Annotated in this window: 17 protein-coding genes; all 17 read right to left on the reverse strand. The window is 72.8% G+C overall.

What is annotated here, in order from left to right; translation table 11 throughout:
* Positions 1-122: 122 nt before the first annotated feature.
* A complete protein-coding gene (gene argH, locus ACWGL3_RS13560; protein WP_267948946.1) occupies positions 123-1,541 on the reverse strand; it encodes an argininosuccinate lyase in 1,419 nt (472 codons plus the stop codon).
* 100 nt (positions 1,542-1,641) lie between these two features.
* The gene (locus ACWGL3_RS13565) at positions 1,642-2,175 is read right to left on the reverse strand and encodes an arginine repressor (protein ID WP_267948945.1); all 534 of its coding nucleotides are present in this window, start codon (positions 2,173-2,175) and stop codon (positions 1,642-1,644) included.
* On the reverse strand, positions 2,172-3,119 hold the full coding sequence (gene argF, locus ACWGL3_RS13570) for an ornithine carbamoyltransferase (protein WP_452461322.1): 948 nt from the start codon (positions 3,117-3,119) through the stop codon (positions 2,172-2,174). The genes ACWGL3_RS13565 and argF overlap by 4 nt, the downstream gene beginning before the upstream one ends.
* Positions 3,116-4,324: an acetylornithine transaminase gene (locus ACWGL3_RS13575; RefSeq protein WP_267948943.1), complete on the reverse strand. Its 1,209-nt coding sequence runs from the start codon at positions 4,322-4,324 to the stop codon at positions 3,116-3,118. Before ACWGL3_RS13575 ends, argF begins: the two co-directional genes overlap by 4 nt.
* The gene (argB, locus tag ACWGL3_RS13580; protein ID WP_267948942.1) at positions 4,321-5,325 is read right to left on the reverse strand and encodes an acetylglutamate kinase; all 1,005 of its coding nucleotides are present in this window, start codon (positions 5,323-5,325) and stop codon (positions 4,321-4,323) included. The genes ACWGL3_RS13575 and argB overlap by 4 nt, the downstream gene beginning before the upstream one ends.
* Positions 5,322-6,098 carry a bifunctional ornithine acetyltransferase/N-acetylglutamate synthase gene (locus ACWGL3_RS13585; protein ID WP_267948941.1) on the reverse strand — a complete coding sequence of 259 codons (777 nt, stop codon included), beginning with the start codon at positions 6,096-6,098 and terminating at the stop codon, positions 5,322-5,324. The genes argB and ACWGL3_RS13585 overlap by 4 nt, the downstream gene beginning before the upstream one ends.
* Positions 6,099-6,116: 18 nt before the next feature.
* Positions 6,117-7,145, reverse strand: a complete 1,029-nt coding sequence (gene argC, locus ACWGL3_RS13590; protein ID WP_267950313.1) for an N-acetyl-gamma-glutamyl-phosphate reductase — start codon at positions 7,143-7,145, stop codon at positions 6,117-6,119.
* A 150-nt stretch (positions 7,146-7,295) separates the two neighbouring features.
* Positions 7,296-8,711 (reverse strand): NAD(P)/FAD-dependent oxidoreductase, encoded by a 1,416-nt coding sequence (locus tag ACWGL3_RS13595; RefSeq protein ID WP_267948940.1) that lies wholly within the window; start codon positions 8,709-8,711, stop codon positions 7,296-7,298.
* 195 nt (positions 8,712-8,906) lie between these two features.
* A complete protein-coding gene (locus tag ACWGL3_RS13600) occupies positions 8,907-9,401 on the reverse strand; it encodes a MarR family winged helix-turn-helix transcriptional regulator (RefSeq protein ID WP_267948939.1) in 495 nt (164 codons plus the stop codon).
* 245 nt (positions 9,402-9,646) lie between these two features.
* A complete protein-coding gene (locus ACWGL3_RS13605; protein WP_267950312.1) occupies positions 9,647-10,873 on the reverse strand; it encodes an aminotransferase family protein in 1,227 nt (408 codons plus the stop codon).
* A 485-nt stretch (positions 10,874-11,358) separates the two neighbouring features.
* Entirely contained in the window at positions 11,359-13,848 is a 2,490-nt protein-coding gene (pheT, locus tag ACWGL3_RS13610) for a phenylalanine--tRNA ligase subunit beta (protein WP_452461323.1), read from the reverse strand.
* Positions 13,848-14,966, reverse strand: coding sequence for a phenylalanine--tRNA ligase subunit alpha (gene pheS, locus ACWGL3_RS13615; RefSeq protein ID WP_267948937.1), 1,119 nt, complete (start codon positions 14,964-14,966; stop codon positions 13,848-13,850). Before pheS ends, pheT begins: the two co-directional genes overlap by 1 nt.
* A gap of 178 nt (positions 14,967-15,144) precedes the next feature.
* Positions 15,145-16,383: a sensor histidine kinase gene (locus ACWGL3_RS13620; RefSeq protein WP_378554910.1), complete on the reverse strand. Its 1,239-nt coding sequence runs from the start codon at positions 16,381-16,383 to the stop codon at positions 15,145-15,147.
* Between the two features lie 533 nt (positions 16,384-16,916).
* The gene (locus tag ACWGL3_RS13625) at positions 16,917-17,759 is read right to left on the reverse strand and encodes a TrmH family RNA methyltransferase (RefSeq protein WP_267948936.1); all 843 of its coding nucleotides are present in this window, start codon (positions 17,757-17,759) and stop codon (positions 16,917-16,919) included.
* A 28-nt stretch (positions 17,760-17,787) separates the two neighbouring features.
* Positions 17,788-18,159, reverse strand: a complete 372-nt coding sequence (gene rplT / locus ACWGL3_RS13630; protein ID WP_267948935.1) for a 50S ribosomal protein L20 — start codon at positions 18,157-18,159, stop codon at positions 17,788-17,790.
* Positions 18,160-18,327: 168 nt separating this feature from the next.
* A complete protein-coding gene (gene rpmI / locus ACWGL3_RS13635; RefSeq protein WP_267948934.1) occupies positions 18,328-18,522 on the reverse strand; it encodes a 50S ribosomal protein L35 in 195 nt (64 codons plus the stop codon).
* Between the two features lie 183 nt (positions 18,523-18,705).
* A complete protein-coding gene (gene infC, locus ACWGL3_RS13640) occupies positions 18,706-19,290 on the reverse strand; it encodes a translation initiation factor IF-3 (protein WP_276567191.1) in 585 nt (194 codons plus the stop codon).
* Positions 19,291-19,483 lie beyond the last annotated feature (193 nt).

Raw genomic sequence — 19,483 nt, forward strand, 5'->3', positions numbered from 1 at the left:
CCCCCCGGGGGGTGCGCGCCCGCCGGGACCCGGGGAAGCCGGGGCGTGGTCCGTGGGTGCTCTCGGCGGGCTCGGCGCTCGCGCCGACCACCGCGAGCCCGGAACGACCCGCGGACCGCGGCCTAGGGCCGGAAGGCCTTGCGGTGCTCCTCGACGCCGGCGCGCAGCTTCTCCAGCTGCTCGGCGACCCGGACCGGGGCGGTTCCGCCGCGCCCCGAGCGGGAGGCCAGCGATCCGCTGACGGTGAGGACCTCGCGCACCGCCGGCGTCAGGTGCGGGGAGATCGCGGCGAAGTCCTCGTCCGCCAGGTCGGGCAGGTCGATGCCGCGCTCCTCGCACACCCGCACGCAGGTGCCCGCGATCTCGTGCGCCTCGCGGAACGGCACCCGCTCGCGCACCAGCCACTCCGCGATGTCGGTGGCCAGGGAGAAGCCCTGCGGCGCCAGCTCGGCCATCCGGTCGGTGTGGAAGGTCAGGGTGGCGACCATGCCCGTCATCGCGGGCAGCAGCAGGTGGAGGGTGTCGACCGCGTCGAACACCGGCTCCTTGTCCTCCTGGAGGTCCCGGTTGTAGGCGAGCGGCAGGCCCTTGAGGGTGGTCAGCAGGCCGGTGAGGTCGCCGACGAGCCGGCCCGCCTTGCCGCGCGCGAGCTCGGCGACGTCGGGGTTCTTCTTCTGCGGCATGATCGACGAGCCGGTGGAGAAGGCGTCGTCCAGCGTGACGAAGGAGAACTCCTTCGTCGCCCACAGGATGACCTCCTCCGAGAGGCGGGACAGGTCGACGCCGATCATCGCGGTGACGAAGGCGAACTCGGCGACGACGTCGCGGGCGGCGGTGCCGTCGATCGAGTTCTCCACCGAGTCGGGGAACCCCAGCTCCTCGGCGACGGCGCGCGGGTCCAGGCCCAGGGACGAGCCCGCGAGCGCGCCGGAGCCGTAGGGGGACACCGCGGCGCGGCGGTCCCAGTCGCGCAGCCGCTCGATGTCGCGCAGCAGCGGCCAGGCGTGGGCCATCAGGTGGTGGGCGAGCAGGACCGGCTGGGCGTGCTGGAGGTGGGTGCGGCCGGGCATGGCCGCGCCGGGGTGGGCGCCGGCCTGGTCGGCCAGGGCCTGGACCAGGTCCAGCAGCTGGTCGGCGATCTCGCGGGCCTCCTCGCGCAGGTACATGCGCACGAGGGTGGCGATCTGGTCGTTGCGGGAGCGCCCGGCGCGCAGGCGGCCCCCGAGCTCGGCGCCGACCCGCTCGATGAAGCCGCGCTCCAGGGCGGTGTGCACGTCCTCGTCCTCCAGGACGGGCGTGAACTCCCCGGAGGCCACGTCGGCCTCCAACCTGTCCAGGCCGGCGATCATGCGGTCCAGCTCGTCCTCGTCGAGCAGGCCCGCGCGGTGCAGGGCCCGGGCGTGGGCACGCGAGCCGGCGATGTCGTGGCGGGCGAGCCGCCAGTCGAAGTGGGTGCTCAGCGACAGCCGTGCCAGGGCCTGGTCGGGGCCGCCCTCGAAGCGGCCTCCCCACAGGCGCAGCGCCTCGGGCTGGTCGGCCATGGTGGTCTCCTTGACGTGTGTGGGCGGGGTGCGGGGCCGGGGCTCCGCACCGCCGGGGTGTCTCCTGCCGGGACGCGCGGTCCCGTCCGCGCGGTCGCGGCTACGGTCTGCGGTCCGCCAGCCGCAGGAGGGCGGCGGCCAGCTCCTCGCCCCCCTGGGGGTCGCGGGAGATCACCATGATGGTGTCGTCCCCCGCGATGGTGCCCAGGATGGCGTGGAAGTCGGTGTGGTCGATGGCCGACGCCAGGTACTGCGCCGCACCGGGCGGGGTGCGGACGATCACCATGTTGGCGGAGGCCTCCGCCGAGACCAGCAGGTCCTCGGCCAGACGGGTGAGCCGCGCGCCGGAGACCTGTTCGAGGTCGAGGCTGTCGGGGCGGGTGCGCTGGAGGCGTTCGCCCCCCTCGCCGGGGAGCACGTACGCGAGGTGGCCCGCGGCCGTGCGGAGCTTGACCGCGCCCAGCTCGTCCAGGTCCCTGGACAGCGTGGCCTGGGTGACCTGGACCCCGGCCTCGGCGAGGCGCCGGGCCAGCTCGCCCTGGGACCGGACGTCCTCCCGGGTGAGGACGTCGGTGATCCGCGCGTGCCTGGCCGCCTTGGTCATCGGCGCGCTGCCGCCGATCTCCCCCGTCATCGCTGTTCGGGGCCGGGCGCGTCACTGGATTCGAGCAGGAAGGCGAGGAGCGCCTTCTGGGCGTGGCGGCGGTTCTCGGCCTCGTCCCACACGACGCTGCGGGGGCCGTCGATGACCTCGGCCGAGATCTCCTTGCCCCGGTAGGCGGGCAGGCAGTGCAGGACGATCGCCTCGGGTGCGGCGGCGGACAGCAGAGCGGTGTCGACGATGTAGGGGCGGAAGGGCGCCTCGCGGTCGCCCGCCTCGTCCTCCTGTCCCATGGAGACCCAGGTGTCGGTGGCCAGGACGTCGGCGCCGTCCGCGGCCTCCCGGGGGTCGGTCGTGACCGCGACCGACCCCCCGGTCCGCTCCGCGATCCGGGCGGCACGGGCGAGCACCCCGGGGTCGGGACGGTAGCCGTCGGGGGCGCCGACGCGGACGTGGAGTCCGGCGGTCGCGCCGCCCAGCAGGTAGGAGTGGGCCATGTTGTTGGCGCCGTCGCCGAGGTAGGCGAGGGTGAGCCCGGCCAGGCTCTCCTTGTGCTCGCGGATCGTCTGGAGGTCGGCGAGGATCTGGCAGGGGTGGAACTCGTCGGTGAGCGAGTTGACCACCGGGACGGAGATGTGGGCCGCCAGGGTCTCCAGGTCCTTCTGGGCGAAGGTGCGCCAGACGACGGCGGCGACCTGGCGCTCCAGGACCCGGGCGGTGTCCTCCAGGGGTTCGCCGCGGCCCATCTGGGTGCTGCCGGAGTCCAGGACGAGCGGGCTGCCGCCGAGGTCGGCGACGCCGACGCTGAAGGACAGGCGGGTCCGTGTGGACGGCTTGTCGAAGATCAGGGCGACGGTGCGCGGGCCGGCGAGCGGCCGGTGGCCGAAGCGGTCCTTCTTCATGTCGTCGGCGAGGTCGAGGACCCTGGCCTGCTCGTCCGGGGTCAGGTCGTCGTCGCGCAGGAAGTGGCGGGTCACTGCTGCTCCTTCGTCGCCGCGGCCTCCGCCGCGTCCAGGATGGTCGGCAGTGCCTCGATGAACACGCCGATCTGTTCGGGGGTGATGACCAGGGGCGGGGCGATCCGCACCGCGTCGGGGGCCACCGCGTTCACGAGGAACCCGCGGACGGCGGCCTGCTCCTGGACGTGCGCGGCGTGCGGGCCGGACAGCTCCAGTGCCCGCCACAGCCCGCTGCCGCGCTGTCCGGCGAGCAGGGGGTGGTCGATGCCGTCGAGCTGCTCGGCGAGCAGGTCGCCCATGACGGCGGTGTGGGCCAGCAGCCCCTCGTTCTCGATGGTGTCGATGACGGCGAGGGCGGCGGCGCAGGCGACGGGGTTCCCGCCGAAGGTGGAGCCGTGGTCGCCCTTGTGGAAGGCGTCGGCGTAGTCGCCGAAGCCGACGCACGCGCCGATGGGCAGTCCGCCGCCCAGGCCCTTGGCGAGGGTGAGCACGTCGGGCCGCACGTCCTCGGACTGGTGGGCGAACCACGCGCCGGTGCGGCCGATGCCGCTCTGGATCTCGTCCAGGACGAAGGCGGCGCCCGTGGCGTCGCAGATCTCGCGGACGCCGGCGAGGTAGCCCTCGGGCGCGGGGACGACCCCGGCCTCGCCCTGGGTGGGCTCGGTGAACACGGCGACGCAGGACTCGTCGACGGCGTCGCGGAGCGCGTCCAGGTCCCCGTGGGGAACGAAGCGCACGTCCATGCCGAACGGCCCGAAGGGCTCGCGGATGGAGTCCTTGCCGGTGAGGGCGAGGGAGCCGGAGGTGCGTCCGTGGAACCCGTGGGACGCGGCGACGAAGTAGTGGCGTCCGGGGCCGGCCGCGCGCTTGACCAGCTTGAGGGCGGCCTCGTTGGCCTCGGTGCCGGAGTTGGCGAAGAAGACCTTGGCGTCCCCGCCGAGCAGCCCCACGAGGCGCTCGGCGAGTTCGACCTCCCGCTCGTGGACGAACAGGTTGCTGGTGTGGGCGAGGGTCGCGGCCTGGTGCGCGACCGCCTTGACCATGGCGGGGTGGCCGTGTCCGAGGCTGGACACGGCGATCCCGGCGATGAGGTCGAGGTACTGGCGCCCGTCGGCGTCGTAGACCTCGCAGCCGCGGCCGAGGGTGAGGACCACGGGCGGGACGCCGTAGTTGGGCATGAGCGAGGCGGCGAAGCGCTCGCGCAGGGTGGAACTGCTGGTCACTGTGCGCCTCCTGCGTTCGTGACGGCGGTGGTGGTTGCGGTGTCGGCGGTGTGCCCCGGACGCGGGACGTGTCCGTTCCCGGTGAGCCCGGCCTCCAGCCTCTCGTCGGCGACCATGGTGCCGACGCCCTGGTCGGTGAAGACCTCCAGGAGAAGGGAGTGGGGCACGCGGCCATCGATGATGTGGGCCTGGGGGACGCCGCCCTCGACGGCGTGCAGGCAGGCCTCCATCTTGGGGAGCATCCCCGACGAGAGGGAGGGCAGCAGCTCCCTGAGCTCCTCGACGGCGAGTCTGCTGATCAGCTCGGTGTTGGCCGGGAAGTCGGCGAACAGGCCCTCGACGTCGGTGAGCACGATGAGCTTGCTGGCGCCGAGCGCGACCGCGAGGGCGGACGCGGCGGTGTCGGCGTTGACGTTGTAGACGCCGCCGTCGTCCGCGCGGGCGACGCTGGAGACCACGGGGATGCGGCCGTCGGCGATGAGCGCCGCGACGGCACCGGGGTGGACCTCGGTGATCTCGCCGACGCGGCCGATGTCGACCGCCTCCCCGTCCACCTCGACGCTCTTGCGCTCGGCGACGAGGAGGTTGGCGTCCTCCCCCGACATGCCCACGGCGAAGGGTCCGTGCTGGTTGACGAGTCCCACGATCTCGCGGTTGACCTGGCCGGTGAGGACCATGCGGACGATGTCCATGGCCTCGTCGGTGGTGACGCGCAGTCCGGCGGTGAAGGTGGACTCGACCCCGGCCAGGGCCAGCTGTGCGCTGATCTGGGGGCCGCCGCCGTGGACCACGACGGGGCGCAGGCCCGCGTAGTACAGGAAGACGATGGACTCGGCGAAGCGGACCCGCAGCTCCTCGCTGATCATGGCGTTGCCGCCGTACTTGACCACGACCGTGCGGCCGTGGAAGCGGGAGAGCCAGGGCAGGGCCTCGATGAGGTGGGACGCCTTGTCGATGGCCTGGGCCTGGTCCGCTGTCGGATGTGCTGAGCGCGCGATCATGTCGGGTTCTCGTCGGTGTCGGGGGTGTCGGCGCCGACCTGGGCGGCCAGCTCTGCGAGCACCTCGGTGAGCAGTGCGGCGAGGGTGTCCTCGTCGGGAGTGGTGCCGCTGGCGCCGCTGGCCATGAGCAGCACCGTGTCGTTGGTGGCGGTCAGCGGGCCGAGGGTCTTGCCCGCGGCGTCGGCGAGCAGGCGTCCGCACTGCTCACCGGTGATGTCGGCGTCGGTCGTCAGGACGTACAGCCCGGTGGAGAGGGAGGCGTCGGGGCCCTTGGCCATGGCGCCGACGGTGTGGCCGTCGGCACGCCTGAAGGCGATCTTGACGACGGTGTCCGTGGTGCGCACGGCGTCGGCGGCCTGCAGCCCTCCGCTCCGGCCGGCCTCGGCCACGGCGGCGGTGAGGCCCGTCCGCACGGCGTCCAGCGGGAGGCGGACGCCGACGGGCCCGGCCGAGCACAGGACGATCTCGGCGGCGGAGTCGCCGAGCAGGTTCGCGGTGTGCTCGGCCAGGGCGTGGGCGTCCTGGAATCCGAGGGGGCCAGTGCCCGCGTTGGCCCCGCCCGAGTTGAGGGCGGCGGCGCGCACGCGTCCGCCGGAGACGACCTGGCGGGTCCACAGGACCGGGGCCGCCGGGTCGGCCGAGCCGGTGAGGACGGCTCCCGCGGCGCGGGAGGGGCCGTCGTTGATGACGACGGCGACGTCCCGGGCTCCGTCCGCCCTCACTCCGGAGACGACTCCGGCGGCGCGGAACCCGAGGGGTGCGGTGACGCTCACGGTGGTGTGGTCCTCGTCCTAGGGGGCGACCGCTGCGAGCGGCAGGCCGGCGGTCTCGGGCAGTCCGAGGGCGATGTTGGTGCTCTGGACGGCGCCGCCCGCGGTGCCCTTGGTGAGGTTGTCCAGTGCGGCGACCGCCACCATGCGGCCCGCCGCGGGGTCGACGGTGACCTGCACGAGGGTGGTGTTGGCGGCCAGCGTCATGGCGGTGCTGGGCCAGGTCCCCTCGGGGAGCAGGTGGACGAAGGGCTCGTCCGCGTAGGCGGTCTCGTAGGCGGCCCGGACCTGGTCGGCGGTGGTGCCGGGGCGCAGGGGCGCGGTGCAGGTGGCGAGGATCCCGCGGGGCAGCGGCGCGAGGACCGGGGTGAAGGAGAGCCGGACCGGCTCGCCGGTGACGGCGGTGAGGTTCTGGACGATCTCGGGGTTGTGCCGGTGGGCGCCGCCGACCCCGTAGGGGCTGAGCGCGCCCATGACCTCGCTGCCCACGAGGTTGGGCTTGGGCGCCTTGCCGGCGCCGGAGGTTCCGGTGACCGCGACGACGGTCAGGTCCGGCTCGACGAGCTGCTCGGCCAGTCCGGGGAACAGGCCCAGGGTGGCGACGGTGACGTGGCAGCCGGGAACGGCGACGCGGCGGGCCCCGGCGAGCCGGTCGCGCTGCCCGGGGAGCTCCGGGAGGCCGTAGGGCCAGGTGCCGGCGTGGGGGGTTCCGTAGAAGCGTTCCCACGCGGCGGCGTCCTCGAGGCGGAAGTCGGCTCCGCAGTCGACGACGAGGACGTCGTCGCCGAGCTGCTGCGCGATGTCGGCGGACTGGCCGTGCGGCAGCGCGAGGTACACGATGTCGTGTCCGCTCAGCGCGTCGATGTCGGTGGGGGCCAGGACGCGGTCGGCCAGGGGCAGCAGGTGCGGCTGGTGTCGGATGAGCGGGGTCCCGGCGTTCTTGGCGGCGGTGACCGCGCCGATCTCGATCTCGGGGTGGCCGAGGAGCAGTCGGAGCAGCTCGCCCCCCGCGTAGCCGCTGGCCCCGGCGATCGCCGCGCTGTATCCCATGCCGCTCCCCCTCGTCTCGCCTGACTGGACTATCATGCATCCCACTGCAAATTTATGCAACCCAGTTCGGAGTGCCCCCCGGGAGGAGGAGCGGGACCGGGGGGAATGAACGGGACGCGGCACGGGGCCGCCGAGCGGCTCCGTGCGGTCTCAGCGGCGTGCGATGCGGGTGGCGATGCCCGCGAGGCGGGAGGTGTGCCCCTTGTCCTCGGTCCGGGACTCGCGGCGGTCCGCGGTGCGGTAGAGGCCGTGGACGACCCTCGTGCCCGCCCAGCGCAGGGGCTCGGGCTCCCAGCCCCGCACCTGGTGGCCGACCCACGGCAGGCGGGTCAGCTCCGTCCGGCGGCCCAGGACCAGGTCGCGCAGCGTGCGGCCGGCGAGGTTGGCCGCGGCCACCCCGCTGCCCGCGTATCCGCCGGCCCAGCCCAGGCCGGAGCCGGTGTCCATGTGCACGCTCGGGCACCAGTCGCGCGGGACCCCGAGCAGCCCGGACCAGGCGTGCTCGACGGGCACGTCGGCCACGTCGGGGAACATCCGGGTGAGTGCGCGCCACAGGTCGGCGATCTCCTGCGGCGGGGTGGAGCCGTCCTGGCCGGCTCCGGGGCGGTGCGGCACCCCGCGTCCGCCGATGGCGATGCGGTCGTCCGCCGTGCGCTGGGCGTAGACGTAGGCGTGGGCCGCGTCCCCCAGGACCTCGCGCCCCTCCCAGCCGATCTTCTCCCACAGTTCGGCGGGCACCGGCTCCGTGACGATCATCGAGGAGCGCATGGGGATCCACTCGCGGCGCTGACCGCGCAGGGCGGAGGTGAAGCCCTCGGTCGCGCGGACGACGTGGTCGGCGGTGACCGTGCCGTGGTCGGTGACGACCGCGGGGCGGGCCGCGCCCCGACGGGGCCGGATCTCCTCGACCGCCGTGTCCTCGAAGATGTCGACGCCCAGGCCGGCCACCACCCGGGCCAGACCCGTGACCAGCTTGGCGGGGTGCACGCGCGCGGCGTGCGGGGAGTGGGCCGAGGCGACGGCCCCGGCCACGGACAGCCGCGGCTCGTGGTCGTGCGCGAGGAGGTGGATGTCGTCGGGCCAGTAGCCCCACTCCTGCAGGTACTCGATCTCGGCCGTCAGGCGCTCCTGCTGCGCCGCGTTCGTGGCGACCAGGCGCATGCCGCCGCGCACGAGGTCGGCGTCGACCCCCTCGGCCTCCGTGACGGAGACCACCTCGTTCACGGTCTCCATCATGACCCGCTGGAGGGCGATCATCGAGGACTTGCCGTGTGACTGCGCGTAGCGTTCGCGGGAACCGGAGAACTCCGCCGAGAGCCACCCTCCGTTACGACCCGAGGCGCCGAACCCTGCGAACTCACGTTCGACGACGGCCACCCGCAGATCCGGCTGCGCCTTCTTGAGGTAGTAGGCGGTCCACAGGCCCGTGTAACCGGCTCCGACCACGCAGACGTCGTAGTCGGCGGCCCCGGGGAGGGACGGTCTGCGCTCGGGGAGCCCGATGTCCCGGAACCAGAAGGAAACGCCCCCGTTCGCGAATCGTGAGGACCGGGGAATCGGCCTCATCTGCGCCGCAGTGGTGAACGGTCTCATCATTCCCCCCGGAACCTTGCGTGCCCACGGCCCATCCCCGCGCGGGACCCACGAACTCCCGCCAACCTACACGGGAACGTCGATCCATGGGATGTTTCCCCTCCGCCCCGTGGACGCGCCCGCCCCGAGAGCAAGGCTTCGGTTACGCAGCGTTCCGACACGCGGTACTCATTCTCCACACGAGCTGTCACGGAGAGTACGCGCGATGACCGCGAGCTGCCGGACCCCCTCGGCTCCCAGAGGTGCGAGCACGTGTTTGCGGAGCCTCTCGACGTGCCTGGTCCGCGCCCTGCCGATGAAGTCCAGTCCCTGCTCGGTGAGCGCGGCGTAGACGACCCGGCGGTCGGAGGAGCAGTTCTCCCTCATGAGGTAGCCCTCGCGCTCCAGCCGGTCGGCGAGCTTGGTGAAGCCGCCCGTGCTCAGGCTGACCTCGCGGGCCAGTCGGCTCATCGGCAGGCGGTGCCCGGGGGTGCGCTGGAGCCGGATCAGGACCTCGAACCACGGCCCCGCCATGTCCTTGCCGTCCGGGGTTATACCGCCCAGGAGCTTGGGCTCGACGACGTTCATCGCCTCGTGGACCAGGCCCCAGGCGGTGATGAGGTCGTCGTCGCCCGGCGTGTCGTCGCCCGCGCCCGCCGCGGCGTCGATCGGCTGTGTCGTCATGGCCCACTCCCTGTCCGTCCCGGGGCGGACGCCGATGCGCATCTCACCCTCAAGAAATATCTTCCCAGTAAACATTACTCGAAGTCTGAGATGTGGCACAGGTTTTTTTCCGCGGATACGCGTCACGCCCGGTACGTCGGCGCGACGTACCGGGCGTGGTGGTCGGGAACGGACCCCCTCGGGTGCGTCCCCCTCGTCTTCGACCGGGTCCCGCCGCACCCCCCGGATGGGGCGGGACCCGGTCCTCAGTGGCGGGCGGCCACCGCGTCCAGCGCGGCGGAGAGCGTGGAGACCAGGTGGTCGATCTGCTCCCAGGTGATGACCAGTGGCGGCGAGACCAGGAGCGACGTGGGGATCGCGCGCACGATGACACCCCGGGCCCGTGCCTCGGCGAACACCTCGGCCGTGGTGATCCCCCTGCCGCTCAGCGCCTCCTCCGTGAGTTCGACCGCACCCATCACGCCGACCCCGGAGCGCACCTCGGCCACCAGCGGGTGGGAGGCGAGCCCCTGCAGGGCGACGTCCAGGTGCCGCTCCACCTCCAGCGACACCGTGAAGAGGTCCTCGCGCTCCAGGATGTCCAGGTTGGCCATGGCCGCGGCACATGCCGTCGGGTGCCCGGCGTAGGTGGTCCCGTGCATGAACGCGTTGCCCTCGCCGTTGTAGAACGGGTCGGCCACGCGTCCGCCGACGACGATGCCGCCCAGGGGCAGGTAGCCGCTGGAGACCCCCTTGGCGAACACCACCATGTCCGGGCTCACCCCGAACCGCTCGATACCGAACCAGTTGCCCAGGCGGGCGAAGCCGCAGATGACGCTGTCGACGACGAACAGCACGCCGTACTTGCGGCAGATCCGGGCGACCTCGGTGAAGTAGTCCTCCCGGGGCGGGTAGACGCCGCCCGAGCCGATCACCGGCTCCGCGAAGTAGGCCGCGACCCGCTCCGGCCCCACACGCAGGATCTCGGCCTCCAGCGCCGCCGCCGAGTCGTGCGGCACCACCGAGGTGTCCTCGACCACCCTGCCGTAGCCGTGGCGGAAGCGGTCCATGCCGGAGATGCTCGTCCCGAAGCCGTGCAGCCCGTGGTAGCCGCCGGTCCGGCTGATGAGATGCGTGCGCCCGGGCTGTCCCGTGACCGCCCAGTAGCGGCGGGCGAGCTTGGCGGCGGTCTCGATGGCCTCCCCGCCCCCGGAGGTGAGGATCACCCGGGGGTCGGCGACCGGCGCGTGGGCGGCCAGTCGTTCGCTGAGCTCCACGGCGGGGCCGTTGGAGAAGTCCCCGTAGACGGTGTAGGCGTCCAGGGTGCTGATCTGGCGGTGGACGGCGTCCGCGATCTCGGTGCGTCCGTGCCCGACGTTGCAGTACCAGAGGCTGGCCGTGCCGTCGAGGTACCGGTCCCCGGACGCGTCCCACAGCCACACGCCCTCGGCGCGGGCCACCATGAATTCGGGGCCCCTGGCCACGGTGTTCATGTCGCAGAACGTGTGCCAGAGACGGCTGGGCTCCCCGTGTTCCTTGGGAGTGAGCGCGGACGAGACAACCGTTTCGGTCATATGGCGACCTCCGAGCCGTGTCATGCGCAAGCGCGCAGCGGAAAACTCAGGTTGATCCGACCTGCACCGGGCGCCCGGGTGCGGCAGGTGCTTGCAGGCTAAGCTTGCGACCCACCTCACAGCAAGAGCCAAAACGAAGATTCATGCCCCGAAACCCAAACTTCATTCCGGCTACCCGGGGGGATTGGCACCAAAACCCTTACTGGGCTGGAAAAACAGGGCTGAAAATAGTCTGGAATCCGGGCTCCCCCACGAGGCGTTTCGCAACAGGCGAGCCGCGGTGACGACGTCCCGCAGCACTGTCTTAACACAGAGGAGCGGGGCCGGTCACTCCCTTCACGGAAGTGGCCGGCCCCGCCTCCCGGCGCCCGGGAACGGGTCCGCCGACCCGGGCGCCGCGGTCGTCAGCCGCGCAGGACGGCGCCGGTGCGCTCGGCCGCCAGGGCCACGGCGGCGTCGCGGGCCGCGCCCGCCTCCTCCGCCGTCAGCGTCCGGTCCCCCGCACGGAACCGCAGGGTGAAGGCGACGGACTTGCGCCCCTCCCCGACCTGCTCCCCCGTGTAGACGTCGAACAGCCGCACGCTCTCCAGCAGCTCGCCCGCGCCCTCCGCCAGGGCCGCGCTGACGAGGCCGACCGGGACCGACGCGTCCACGGCCAGCGCCACGTCCTGGGTGGCGACCGGATAGGTGGACACCTCGGGGGCGACGACCGGCGGGCGGGCGCGCTCGATCCGGTCCAGGTCGACCTCGACCGCAGCGGCCCGCTCGGGCAGCCCGAACGCCTTCACCGTGCGCGGGTGGAGCTCGCCCGCGTGTCCGACGAGCAGGCGCTCGCCCCCGACCCGCACGTAGAGCGCGGCGCAGCGGCCCGGGTGCCAGGGGGCGTGCTGGTCGGCCTCGACCTCCAGCTCGACCCCGGCGGTCCGTGCGACGTCCCGGGCGGCCTGGACCGCGTCGGCCCACGTCGCCGCGCGGCCGGGCCCCCACCATCCGGCCCGCTCGAAGTCGCCGGCCAGCACCGCCCCCACACGGCGTGGCTGCTCGGGCACGGCCGCGTCGATCTCGGCGAGCTCGTCGGCCCCCGGACCGCGGTCCACCGGCAGCAGCGGGGCCCGGCCGGCCCCCTGGCGGGGCCGGTAGACCAGGCCCGTCTCGAACAGCGCCACGTCGGCGAAACCCCGTCCCACGTTGCGGGCCAGCGCCTTGAACAGGCCCGGCAGCAGCGTGGTGCGCAGCAGCGGCTCCTCCTCGTTGAGGGGGTTGGCCAGGCGCAGGGCGGCGCGGCGCCCGTCCTCGGCGGGGAGCTGGAGGCCGTCGAGGTCGCGCTCGCCCACGAACGGGTAGTTGAGCACCTCGTGGTACCCGGCGTCGGCGAGGGTACGGCCGACCGCACGGCGCAGGCGCTGCCCGGCGGTGAGTCCGCGCCCGCTCCTGGCGCGCGGCGGGATCGAGGGGATGTTCTCGTAGCCCTCGAAGCGGATGACCTCCTCGGCGAGGTCGTTGGGGTCGGTGAGGTCGGGCCGCCAGGAGGGCGGGGTGACCCGGAGGAGGTCGCCCTCCTCCTCGACACGGCAGCCGATGCGCCGCAGCCACGTCCGGGCGGTGCCCTCGGGGTAGTCCACGCCGGCGACGGAGCCCGCGTGCGAGGCCCGCACGGTGACGGGCTCGCGCTCGGCGGTCCGGTCGATGTGGGTGTAGGCCGTCTCGACCGCGGCGCCGCCCAGCTCGGCGAGGAGTTCGGCCGCGCGCGTGGCCGCGACCAGCTGTACGGCGGAGTCGACGCCGCGCTCGAAGCGGCGGGAGGACTCCGAGGACAGCTGGTGGCGCCGCGAGGCGCGGGCGATGTGCATGGCGTCGAAGTGGCCCGCCTCGACCAGCACCTCCGTGCTGGTGGAGGAGATCTCCGTGGTCAGGCCGCCCATGACGCCGGCGATGTTGACCGGCCCGCTGTCGTCGGCGATGACGATGTCGTCGGGGTCGAGGGAGCGCTGGACGTGGTCCAGGGTCTCCAGCTTCTCCCCCGCCCCGGCGGCCCGGACCCGCAGCGGACCGCGCAGGGCGGCCCGGTCCCAGGCGTGCAGGGGCTGCCCGAGCTCGAGCATCACGTAGTTGGTGACGTCGACGGCCAGGGAGATCGGCCGTACGCCGCTCTGGTGGAGGCGGCGCTTCATCCACAGCGGGGTGGGCGCGCCGGGGTCGAACCCCGTGGCGCCGCGCAGGACGTAGCGGTCGCACAGCGCCGGGTCGACCTCGGCCGCCGGGCCCTCACCGGTGGGTGCGGCGACGGCGACGTCGGCGGGGTCGCGGAAGTCCACCCCGTAGAGGGCGGCGGTGTCGCGGGCGACGCCGCGCAGGGACAGCGCGTAGCCCCGGTCGGGGGTGACGGCGATGTCGAGAACGTCCTCGCGCAGGCCCAGGGGGCCGATGGCGTCCTCGCCCGGGGCGCCGAAGCCCTCGGGGAGCACGATGATGCCGCTGTGGTCGTCCCACAGGCCCAGCTCGGAGGCCGAGCAGATCATGCCCGCGGACATCCTGCCGTAGGTCTTGCGCGCTCCGATCCGGAACCCGCCGGCCAGCTCCGCCCCGGGCAGGCTCGTGACGACGAGGTCGCCCTCCGCGAAGTTGCGGGCGCCGCAGATGATCTCCTGCGGCTCGCCGGTGCCGTTGGCGTCGCCGACGTCCACGCGGCAGTGGCGGATGGGCTTCTTGAAGCCGGTGAGCTCCTCGATCTCCAGCACACGGCCGTAGACGACGGGGCCCTTGACGTCGGAGCCGAGCTCGTCGACGGTCTCGACCTCCAGGCCGGCCAGGGTCAGCCGGTCGGCGAGGGCGCGCGCGGAGACGTCGGCCGGGAGGTCGACGTACTCACGCAGCCAGGAAAGGGGGACGCGCATCAGTTCTCACTCCCGAACGCCGAGGTGAAGCGGATGTCGCCCTCGACCATGTCGTGCATGTCGCGCACGCCGTGCGCGAACATCAGTGTCCGTTCGATTCCCAGGCCGAAGGCCCAGCCGCTGTAGACCTCCGGGTCCACTCCGGCGGCGGTGAGCACGCGCGGGTTGACCACTCCGCAGCCGCCGATCTCGATCCAGCCCTCGCTGGAGCAGGTACGGCACGGTGCGTCCGGGTCGCCCACGGACGCGCCGCGGCAGACGAAGCACTCCATGTCCACCTCGGCGGAGGGCTCGGTGAACGGGAAGTAGGAGGCGCGGAAGCGGGTCCGCAGGCCCGCCCCGAACATGTTCTCGACGAAGGCGTCGATGGCGCCGCGCAGGTGCGCGAGCGTGATGCCCCGGTCGACGACCAGGCCCTCCAGCTGGTGGAAGACCGGACTGTGGGTGGCGTCCAGCTCGTCGGTGCGGAAGGTCTTCCCGGGGGCGACCACGTACACCGGCAGCTCGCGCGACAGCAGCGCGCGGACCTGCACCGGCGAGGTGTGGGTGCGCATGACCAGGCCGGACTCGCCGCCGTCGGGCCCCTCGACGAAGAAGGTGTCCTGCATGGTGCGGGCGGGGTGGTCGGGCTGGAAGTTGAGCGCGTCGAAGTTGAACCACTCGGCCTCGACCTCGGGGCCCTCGGCGACCTCGAACCCCAGGCCGACGAAGATGTCGGCCATGCGCTCGGCGACGGTGGTCAGCGGGTGGCGGGCGCCGCGCGGTGCGCGGTCCCACGGCAGGGTGACGTCGACGCGCTCCTCGATGAGGACCCGCTCGTCGCGCTCGGTCTCCAGGACGGCCTGGCGGGCCTTGAGCGCCTGGCCGACGTCGCGGCGGGCACCGCCCACGCGCTTGCCCGCGTCGGCCTTCGCGGCCGGCGGCAGGGCGCCGATCTCCCTGTTGGCCAGGGCCAGCGGGGAGCGGTCCGAGGCGTGTGCGAGCCGGACCTCCTTGAGTTCGGCGAGGTCGCCGGCCGCCTCGATGGCGGCCAGCGCCTCCTCGCGCATGCGGGCGACCTCGTCGGGGTGCAGGGGGGTCACCTCGACCGGGTCGAAGGAATTGTTCGGTGCAGACATGGTTGGTTGCCTCGCCGCCGTTCCCCGCCAAGGGGTCGGGCGGCAGTCACGGTCCGCGACGGGGCGGACGAAGCCGACAGAAGAGCACAGGCGGATGTCGAGCATGCCCGGGTAAGGACCTGTTGCCGGGTCCGGGACACGCCGTGGAGCCCACCGGGGGCGCTGGAGGTCTGAGGGCTCAGACGAACTCGGGCGTCCCGGCGGGCATGGTAAATCGGAACTCCGCGCCGCCGCTGGGGGCGCGTCCGACGGTGATCGTGCCGCCGTGGGCCTCGACGAGGCCCTTGACGATGAACAGGCCGAGGCCGGTCCCGCTCCGGCGCTTGCTGCGCCAGAACTGGCGGAAGACGCGCGGAATGGTCTCGGGCGCTATGCCCTGGCCTTCGTCGCGCACCGACACCGCTGTTCCTCCCTCGCACGGCTCGATCACGATACTGACAGTACCAGCGCCGTGCCGCACCCCGTTTTCGACGAGGTTGGACAGTATCTGGTGGAGTTTGTCGGAGTCGATCCACATCTGCGGGAGCTCTCCGCGGGCCTCGACCCGGAAGCGCTCCTCCGACTCGCCCGCCGCGACGTATCCGGCGACGACCCGGCGCACGGCGCCGGGGAGGTCGACGACCTGGCGGCGGATCTCCAGGCGCCCCGACTCGATGCGGGACACGTCGAGGAGGTCGTGGATGAGGCGGGTGACGCGGTCGGCGTCGGCGTTGACCGTCTCCAGCATGAACAGCTTCTGTTTGTCGGTGAGCCTCTCCCACTTGGTGAGCAGGGTGGAGGTGAAGCCCTTGACGCTGGTCAGGGGGGAGCGCAGTTCGTGGGCGACCTCCGACACCAGGTCCGCGCGGCTGCGCTCGGCCCGGGTGGAGGCGTCGCGGAGGGTCAGGACCAGGCGGACGAGCTCTCCGCCGGGCCGCGCCCGGACGTAGCGCGCGGCGACCAGTATCTCGCGCTCGTCCGGCAGGAAGAGGGCCCGTTCGGGCTGGCGGACGCGGTCGCGGGCGCCGCCGTAGGGGTCGCTGGCCTCCCACCAGTCCTGGCCGTCGTGGCCGACCAGGGGCAGGACCGCGCGGTAGTCGCGGCCCAGCGCCGCGTCGGTGGGGACGCCGGTGAGCTGCGCGGCCTGGGTGTTGAAGAGGACGACGCGGCCGGCGGCGTCGGCGACGACGACCCCGTCGGGCAGGTCGTCGGCGTGCAGGGGGGCTCCGGCGAGGCCCGCGGAGGCCCCGGCGACGTCCATGAGGGCGACGGAGGGGGGTTCGTTCCACGGTGCGGGGCCGGTCCGGGGGGAGGCTCCGCGTGCCGCGGCCGCCTCGGCGGAGGCGGGGTCGGCTCCCTGCCCGGGGTCGTCCGACGGGTGGGCGGCTCCGCCGCCCGAGTCCTCCGCCGGGTGATCCGCCTTCCGGCCGCTGCCCACGCCTCTCCCCGCTCCCCTTGAAGGTCCACGACCACAGGCTCCTGGGCCGAGGACCGCTGACCGGCCGTGTCCGCGAAACGCCGCGGACACCACCGCAGGTTGTCTACCCTGCACTTCCACCCGGTACGCCTTGCGGCCCGGGTCGGGGCGTACGACGGGGGACGAGCGTACAAGCACCCTCCGCGAGCACCGCCGCCCGGGAACAGGCATCGTCGGCCCTCCCGTGCGAGGTCTGCTCACGCGGTGTCGTCAACCCTGCCCGGTGACGGCGTGCCGCACGGCGCCCCGCCCGCGGCGCGGACAGGGCGGCCCGGGTCCGCGCACGACGCGCACGAACCTCCGTGATCCTGGTCAGACCCTATCTGCACTCGGGCCCCGTGCACGTGCATTTCGGGTGGAAGGGGCAGACCGTGACCGCTCGCTCACAGGGAGCGGATGGGGTGGAACACCCGTCTTCGGCACCCCCGGGGTCGATTACCCGGAGTGATGAACCGGTGTATGAGCTGGCATGATCCGATGGCCCCGGGCCGGGGTCAGGAACGTCTCTGCTGCCGTGCGGTGGTGTAGAGGCACACCGCGGCGGCCGTGGCCAGATTCAGGCTTTCGGCCCCGCCGTAGATCGGAACGCTCACCGCTCCGTCCGTCAGGGCGACGATGTCCTCCGGCAGGCCCCAGGCCTCGTTGCCGAACACCCATCCGACCGGACCGTCCAGGTCACCGCCGTCGGCGACACCGTGGAGGTCCCTCGTTCCGCCGCCGTCGGCGGCCCACACCCTGGCGCCCCTGCCGTGGAGGAAGTCCACGGCGCTCGCCACCGGCACGCCCACGACCACGGGCAGGTGGAACAGGCTCCCGGCGGAGGCCCTCACGCACTTGCCGTTGTAGGGGTCGACGGAGGCGTCGGTGAAGATGACGACGTCGGCCCCGGCCGCGTCGGCGGTGCGCAGCACCGTGCCCGCGTTCCCGGGGTCCCTGACATGGGAGAGGACGACCGCGAGCCGGACGTCGCCGATCTCGCTCAGGGGGACGTCGACGAACTCGCAGATCGCGATGATCCCCTGCGGGGTCACCGTCTGGGCCAGCTCCGACATCACGTCCAGGCTGACCCTGTGGGTGGGGACGCCCGCCTCCCGGGCGGCGTCCACCAGATCGATGTGGCGCTGCATGGCCTCCGCCGTGGCGTAGACCTCCACCACACCGGGGGCGGTCCCGCCCCGGGGGGACCGCCCGCCGTCCGCTGCGGCGAGCGCCTCCCGCACGGCCTGCGGCCCCTCCGCGAGGAAGCGCCGCTCACGTTGGCGGAAGGTGCGTTTGGCGAGCCGCCGAACCCCCTTGATCCTGGGTGACCGGATACTCGTGAACTCGTGGCTCGCCATCGCTACTCGCTGCTCAGTCCTGGACCGGTTACGCGGCGGCCTCGGTGGGGAGGGCCTTCTTGGCCGACTCCACCAGGGTCGCGAACGCGGCCTCGTCGTTGACGGCCAGCTCGGCCAGCATGCGACGGTCGACCTCGATGCCGGCCAGCTTCAGGCCCTGCATGAAGCGGTTGTAGGTGAGGCCGTTGGCGCGGGAGGCAGCGTTGATGCGCTGGATCCACAGGCGACGGAACTGCCCCTTCCGGTCCTTGCGGTCCCGGTAGGAGTAGGTCATCGAGTGGAGCATCTGCTCCTTGGCCTTGCGGTACAGGCGCGAACGCTGCCCGCGGTAGCCGCTCGCCCGGTCGAGAACGACCTTGCGCTTCTTCTTGGCGTTGAGAGCCCGCTTCACGCGTGCCACTGTGACTCCCTCGTTGTGTCTTCCGGCGCGCGCGGCGCGCCGAACGGCCCGGCTCTGAGAAGCCCGGCGGCCGTGTTCGCTTCGGGTTGTCCCCTCCCGGGGGCCGTCACCGTGCCGGCTGGACCCCGCACGTGGGCGCTTCCGGGAGGGAGGGGAAGGTCCTCGGTCCTACTTGCCGAGAAGCTTCTTGATGCTCTTGGTGTCCGCGGGAGAAAGCACGGCCTCGTTGCCCAGCTTGCGCTTGCGCTTGGAGGTCTTGTGCTCAAGGATGTGGTTCTTGTTGGCACGGCGGCGCATGATCTTGCCGGAGCCGGTGACCTTGAAGCGGTCCTTGGCCCCACTGTGGGTCTTGTTCTTCGGCATGTTCGCCGTGTCTCCTACTCCGTCGGCGTGCCACCCGCGCGAGGCGGACGGCACGGTTCTTCCGCTGCTACAGCGGGGACCCCTGCGCGCCGGTACTCCGACGCATCCTGGCCGTGTCCGCACAGCCCACCCCACCACCCGGTGCCTTCCCGGCGTCCGGGCGGTGGGGGACTACGTCCGCCGCTAGACGGCTTCGTCCTGCTCGCGGCGGGTCTTGTCCCCCGCCGCCGCACGGGCCTCGGCCTTGTGCTCGGACCGCCGCTTGTGCGGACCGATCACCATGACCATGTTGCGGCCGTCCTGCTTGGGCTGCGACTCCACGGTGCCGAGGTCCTGAACGTCCTCGGCCAGCCTCGCCAGCAGTCGGCGGCCCAGCTCGGGGCGGGACTGCTCGCGGCCGCGGAACATGATCGTCACCTTGACCTTGTCCCCGCTCTTGAGGAACCGGACGACGTGACCCTTCTTGGTCTCGTAGTCGTGCGGATCGATCTTCGGGCGGAGCTTGATCTCCTTGATGATCGTGTTCGACTGGTTCTTGCGCGATTCGCGGGCCTTGACCGCGGACTCGTACTTGAACTTGCCGTAGTCCATCAGCTTGGCGACCGGCGGGCGCGCGGTCGGCGCGACCTCGACCAGGTCGAGGTCGGACTCCTGGGCCAGACGCAGGGCGTCCTGCACGGAGACGATTCCGACCTGCTCACCGTTGGGTCCGACGAGACGGACCTCGGGCACCCGGATGCGGTCATTGATACGGGGCTCGGCGCTGATGAGACCCCTCCCTAGCTTTCTCGGATTACCTGGGACCGACCGTCCGCCAGGCGGCGGACGATCTGTTCGACCGGGCCGCCCGAGTCCGTCGGGCCACCCGATAGCGTCGGGGTCCCCGTAAAGCGAAAACCCCGCCAGCGTGTGCAAGCGGGGTGATCCGATCGGATATTCCCGGCGAGGGGCACCGCGCGCG

The organism is Nocardiopsis sp. NPDC055824 (genome assembly GCF_053616335.1).

What these genes read in the sequence shown, in the direction of transcription:
- argH (WP_267948946.1), bottom strand. Translation starts at nt 1,541, where the DNA reads ATGGCCGACCAGCCCGAGGCGCTGCGCCTGTGGGGAGGCCGCTTCGAG.
- ACWGL3_RS13565 (WP_267948945.1), bottom strand. Translation starts at nt 2,175, where the DNA reads ATGACGGGGGAGATCGGCGGCAGCGCGCCGATGACCAAGGCGGCCAGG.
- argB (WP_267948942.1), bottom strand. Translation starts at nt 5,325, where the DNA reads ATGATCGCGCGCTCAGCACATCCGACAGCGGACCAGGCCCAGGCCATC.
- argC (WP_267950313.1), bottom strand. Translation starts at nt 7,145, where the DNA reads ATGGGATACAGCGCGGCGATCGCCGGGGCCAGCGGCTACGCGGGGGGC.
- ACWGL3_RS13595 (WP_267948940.1), bottom strand. Translation starts at nt 8,711, where the DNA reads ATGAGGCCGATTCCCCGGTCCTCACGATTCGCGAACGGGGGCGTTTCC.
- ACWGL3_RS13600 (WP_267948939.1), bottom strand. Translation starts at nt 9,401, where the DNA reads ATGACGACACAGCCGATCGACGCCGCGGCGGGCGCGGGCGACGACACG.
- ACWGL3_RS13605 (WP_267950312.1), bottom strand. Translation starts at nt 10,873, where the DNA reads ATGAACACCGTGGCCAGGGGCCCCGAATTCATGGTGGCCCGCGCCGAG.
- pheT (WP_452461323.1), bottom strand. Translation starts at nt 13,848, where the DNA reads ATGCGCGTCCCCCTTTCCTGGCTGCGTGAGTACGTCGACCTCCCGGCC.
- pheS (WP_267948937.1), bottom strand. Translation starts at nt 14,966, where the DNA reads ATGTCTGCACCGAACAATTCCTTCGACCCGGTCGAGGTGACCCCCCTG.
- ACWGL3_RS13625 (WP_267948936.1), bottom strand. Translation starts at nt 17,759, where the DNA reads ATGGCGAGCCACGAGTTCACGAGTATCCGGTCACCCAGGATCAAGGGG.
- rpmI (WP_267948934.1), bottom strand. Translation starts at nt 18,522, where the DNA reads ATGCCGAAGAACAAGACCCACAGTGGGGCCAAGGACCGCTTCAAGGTC.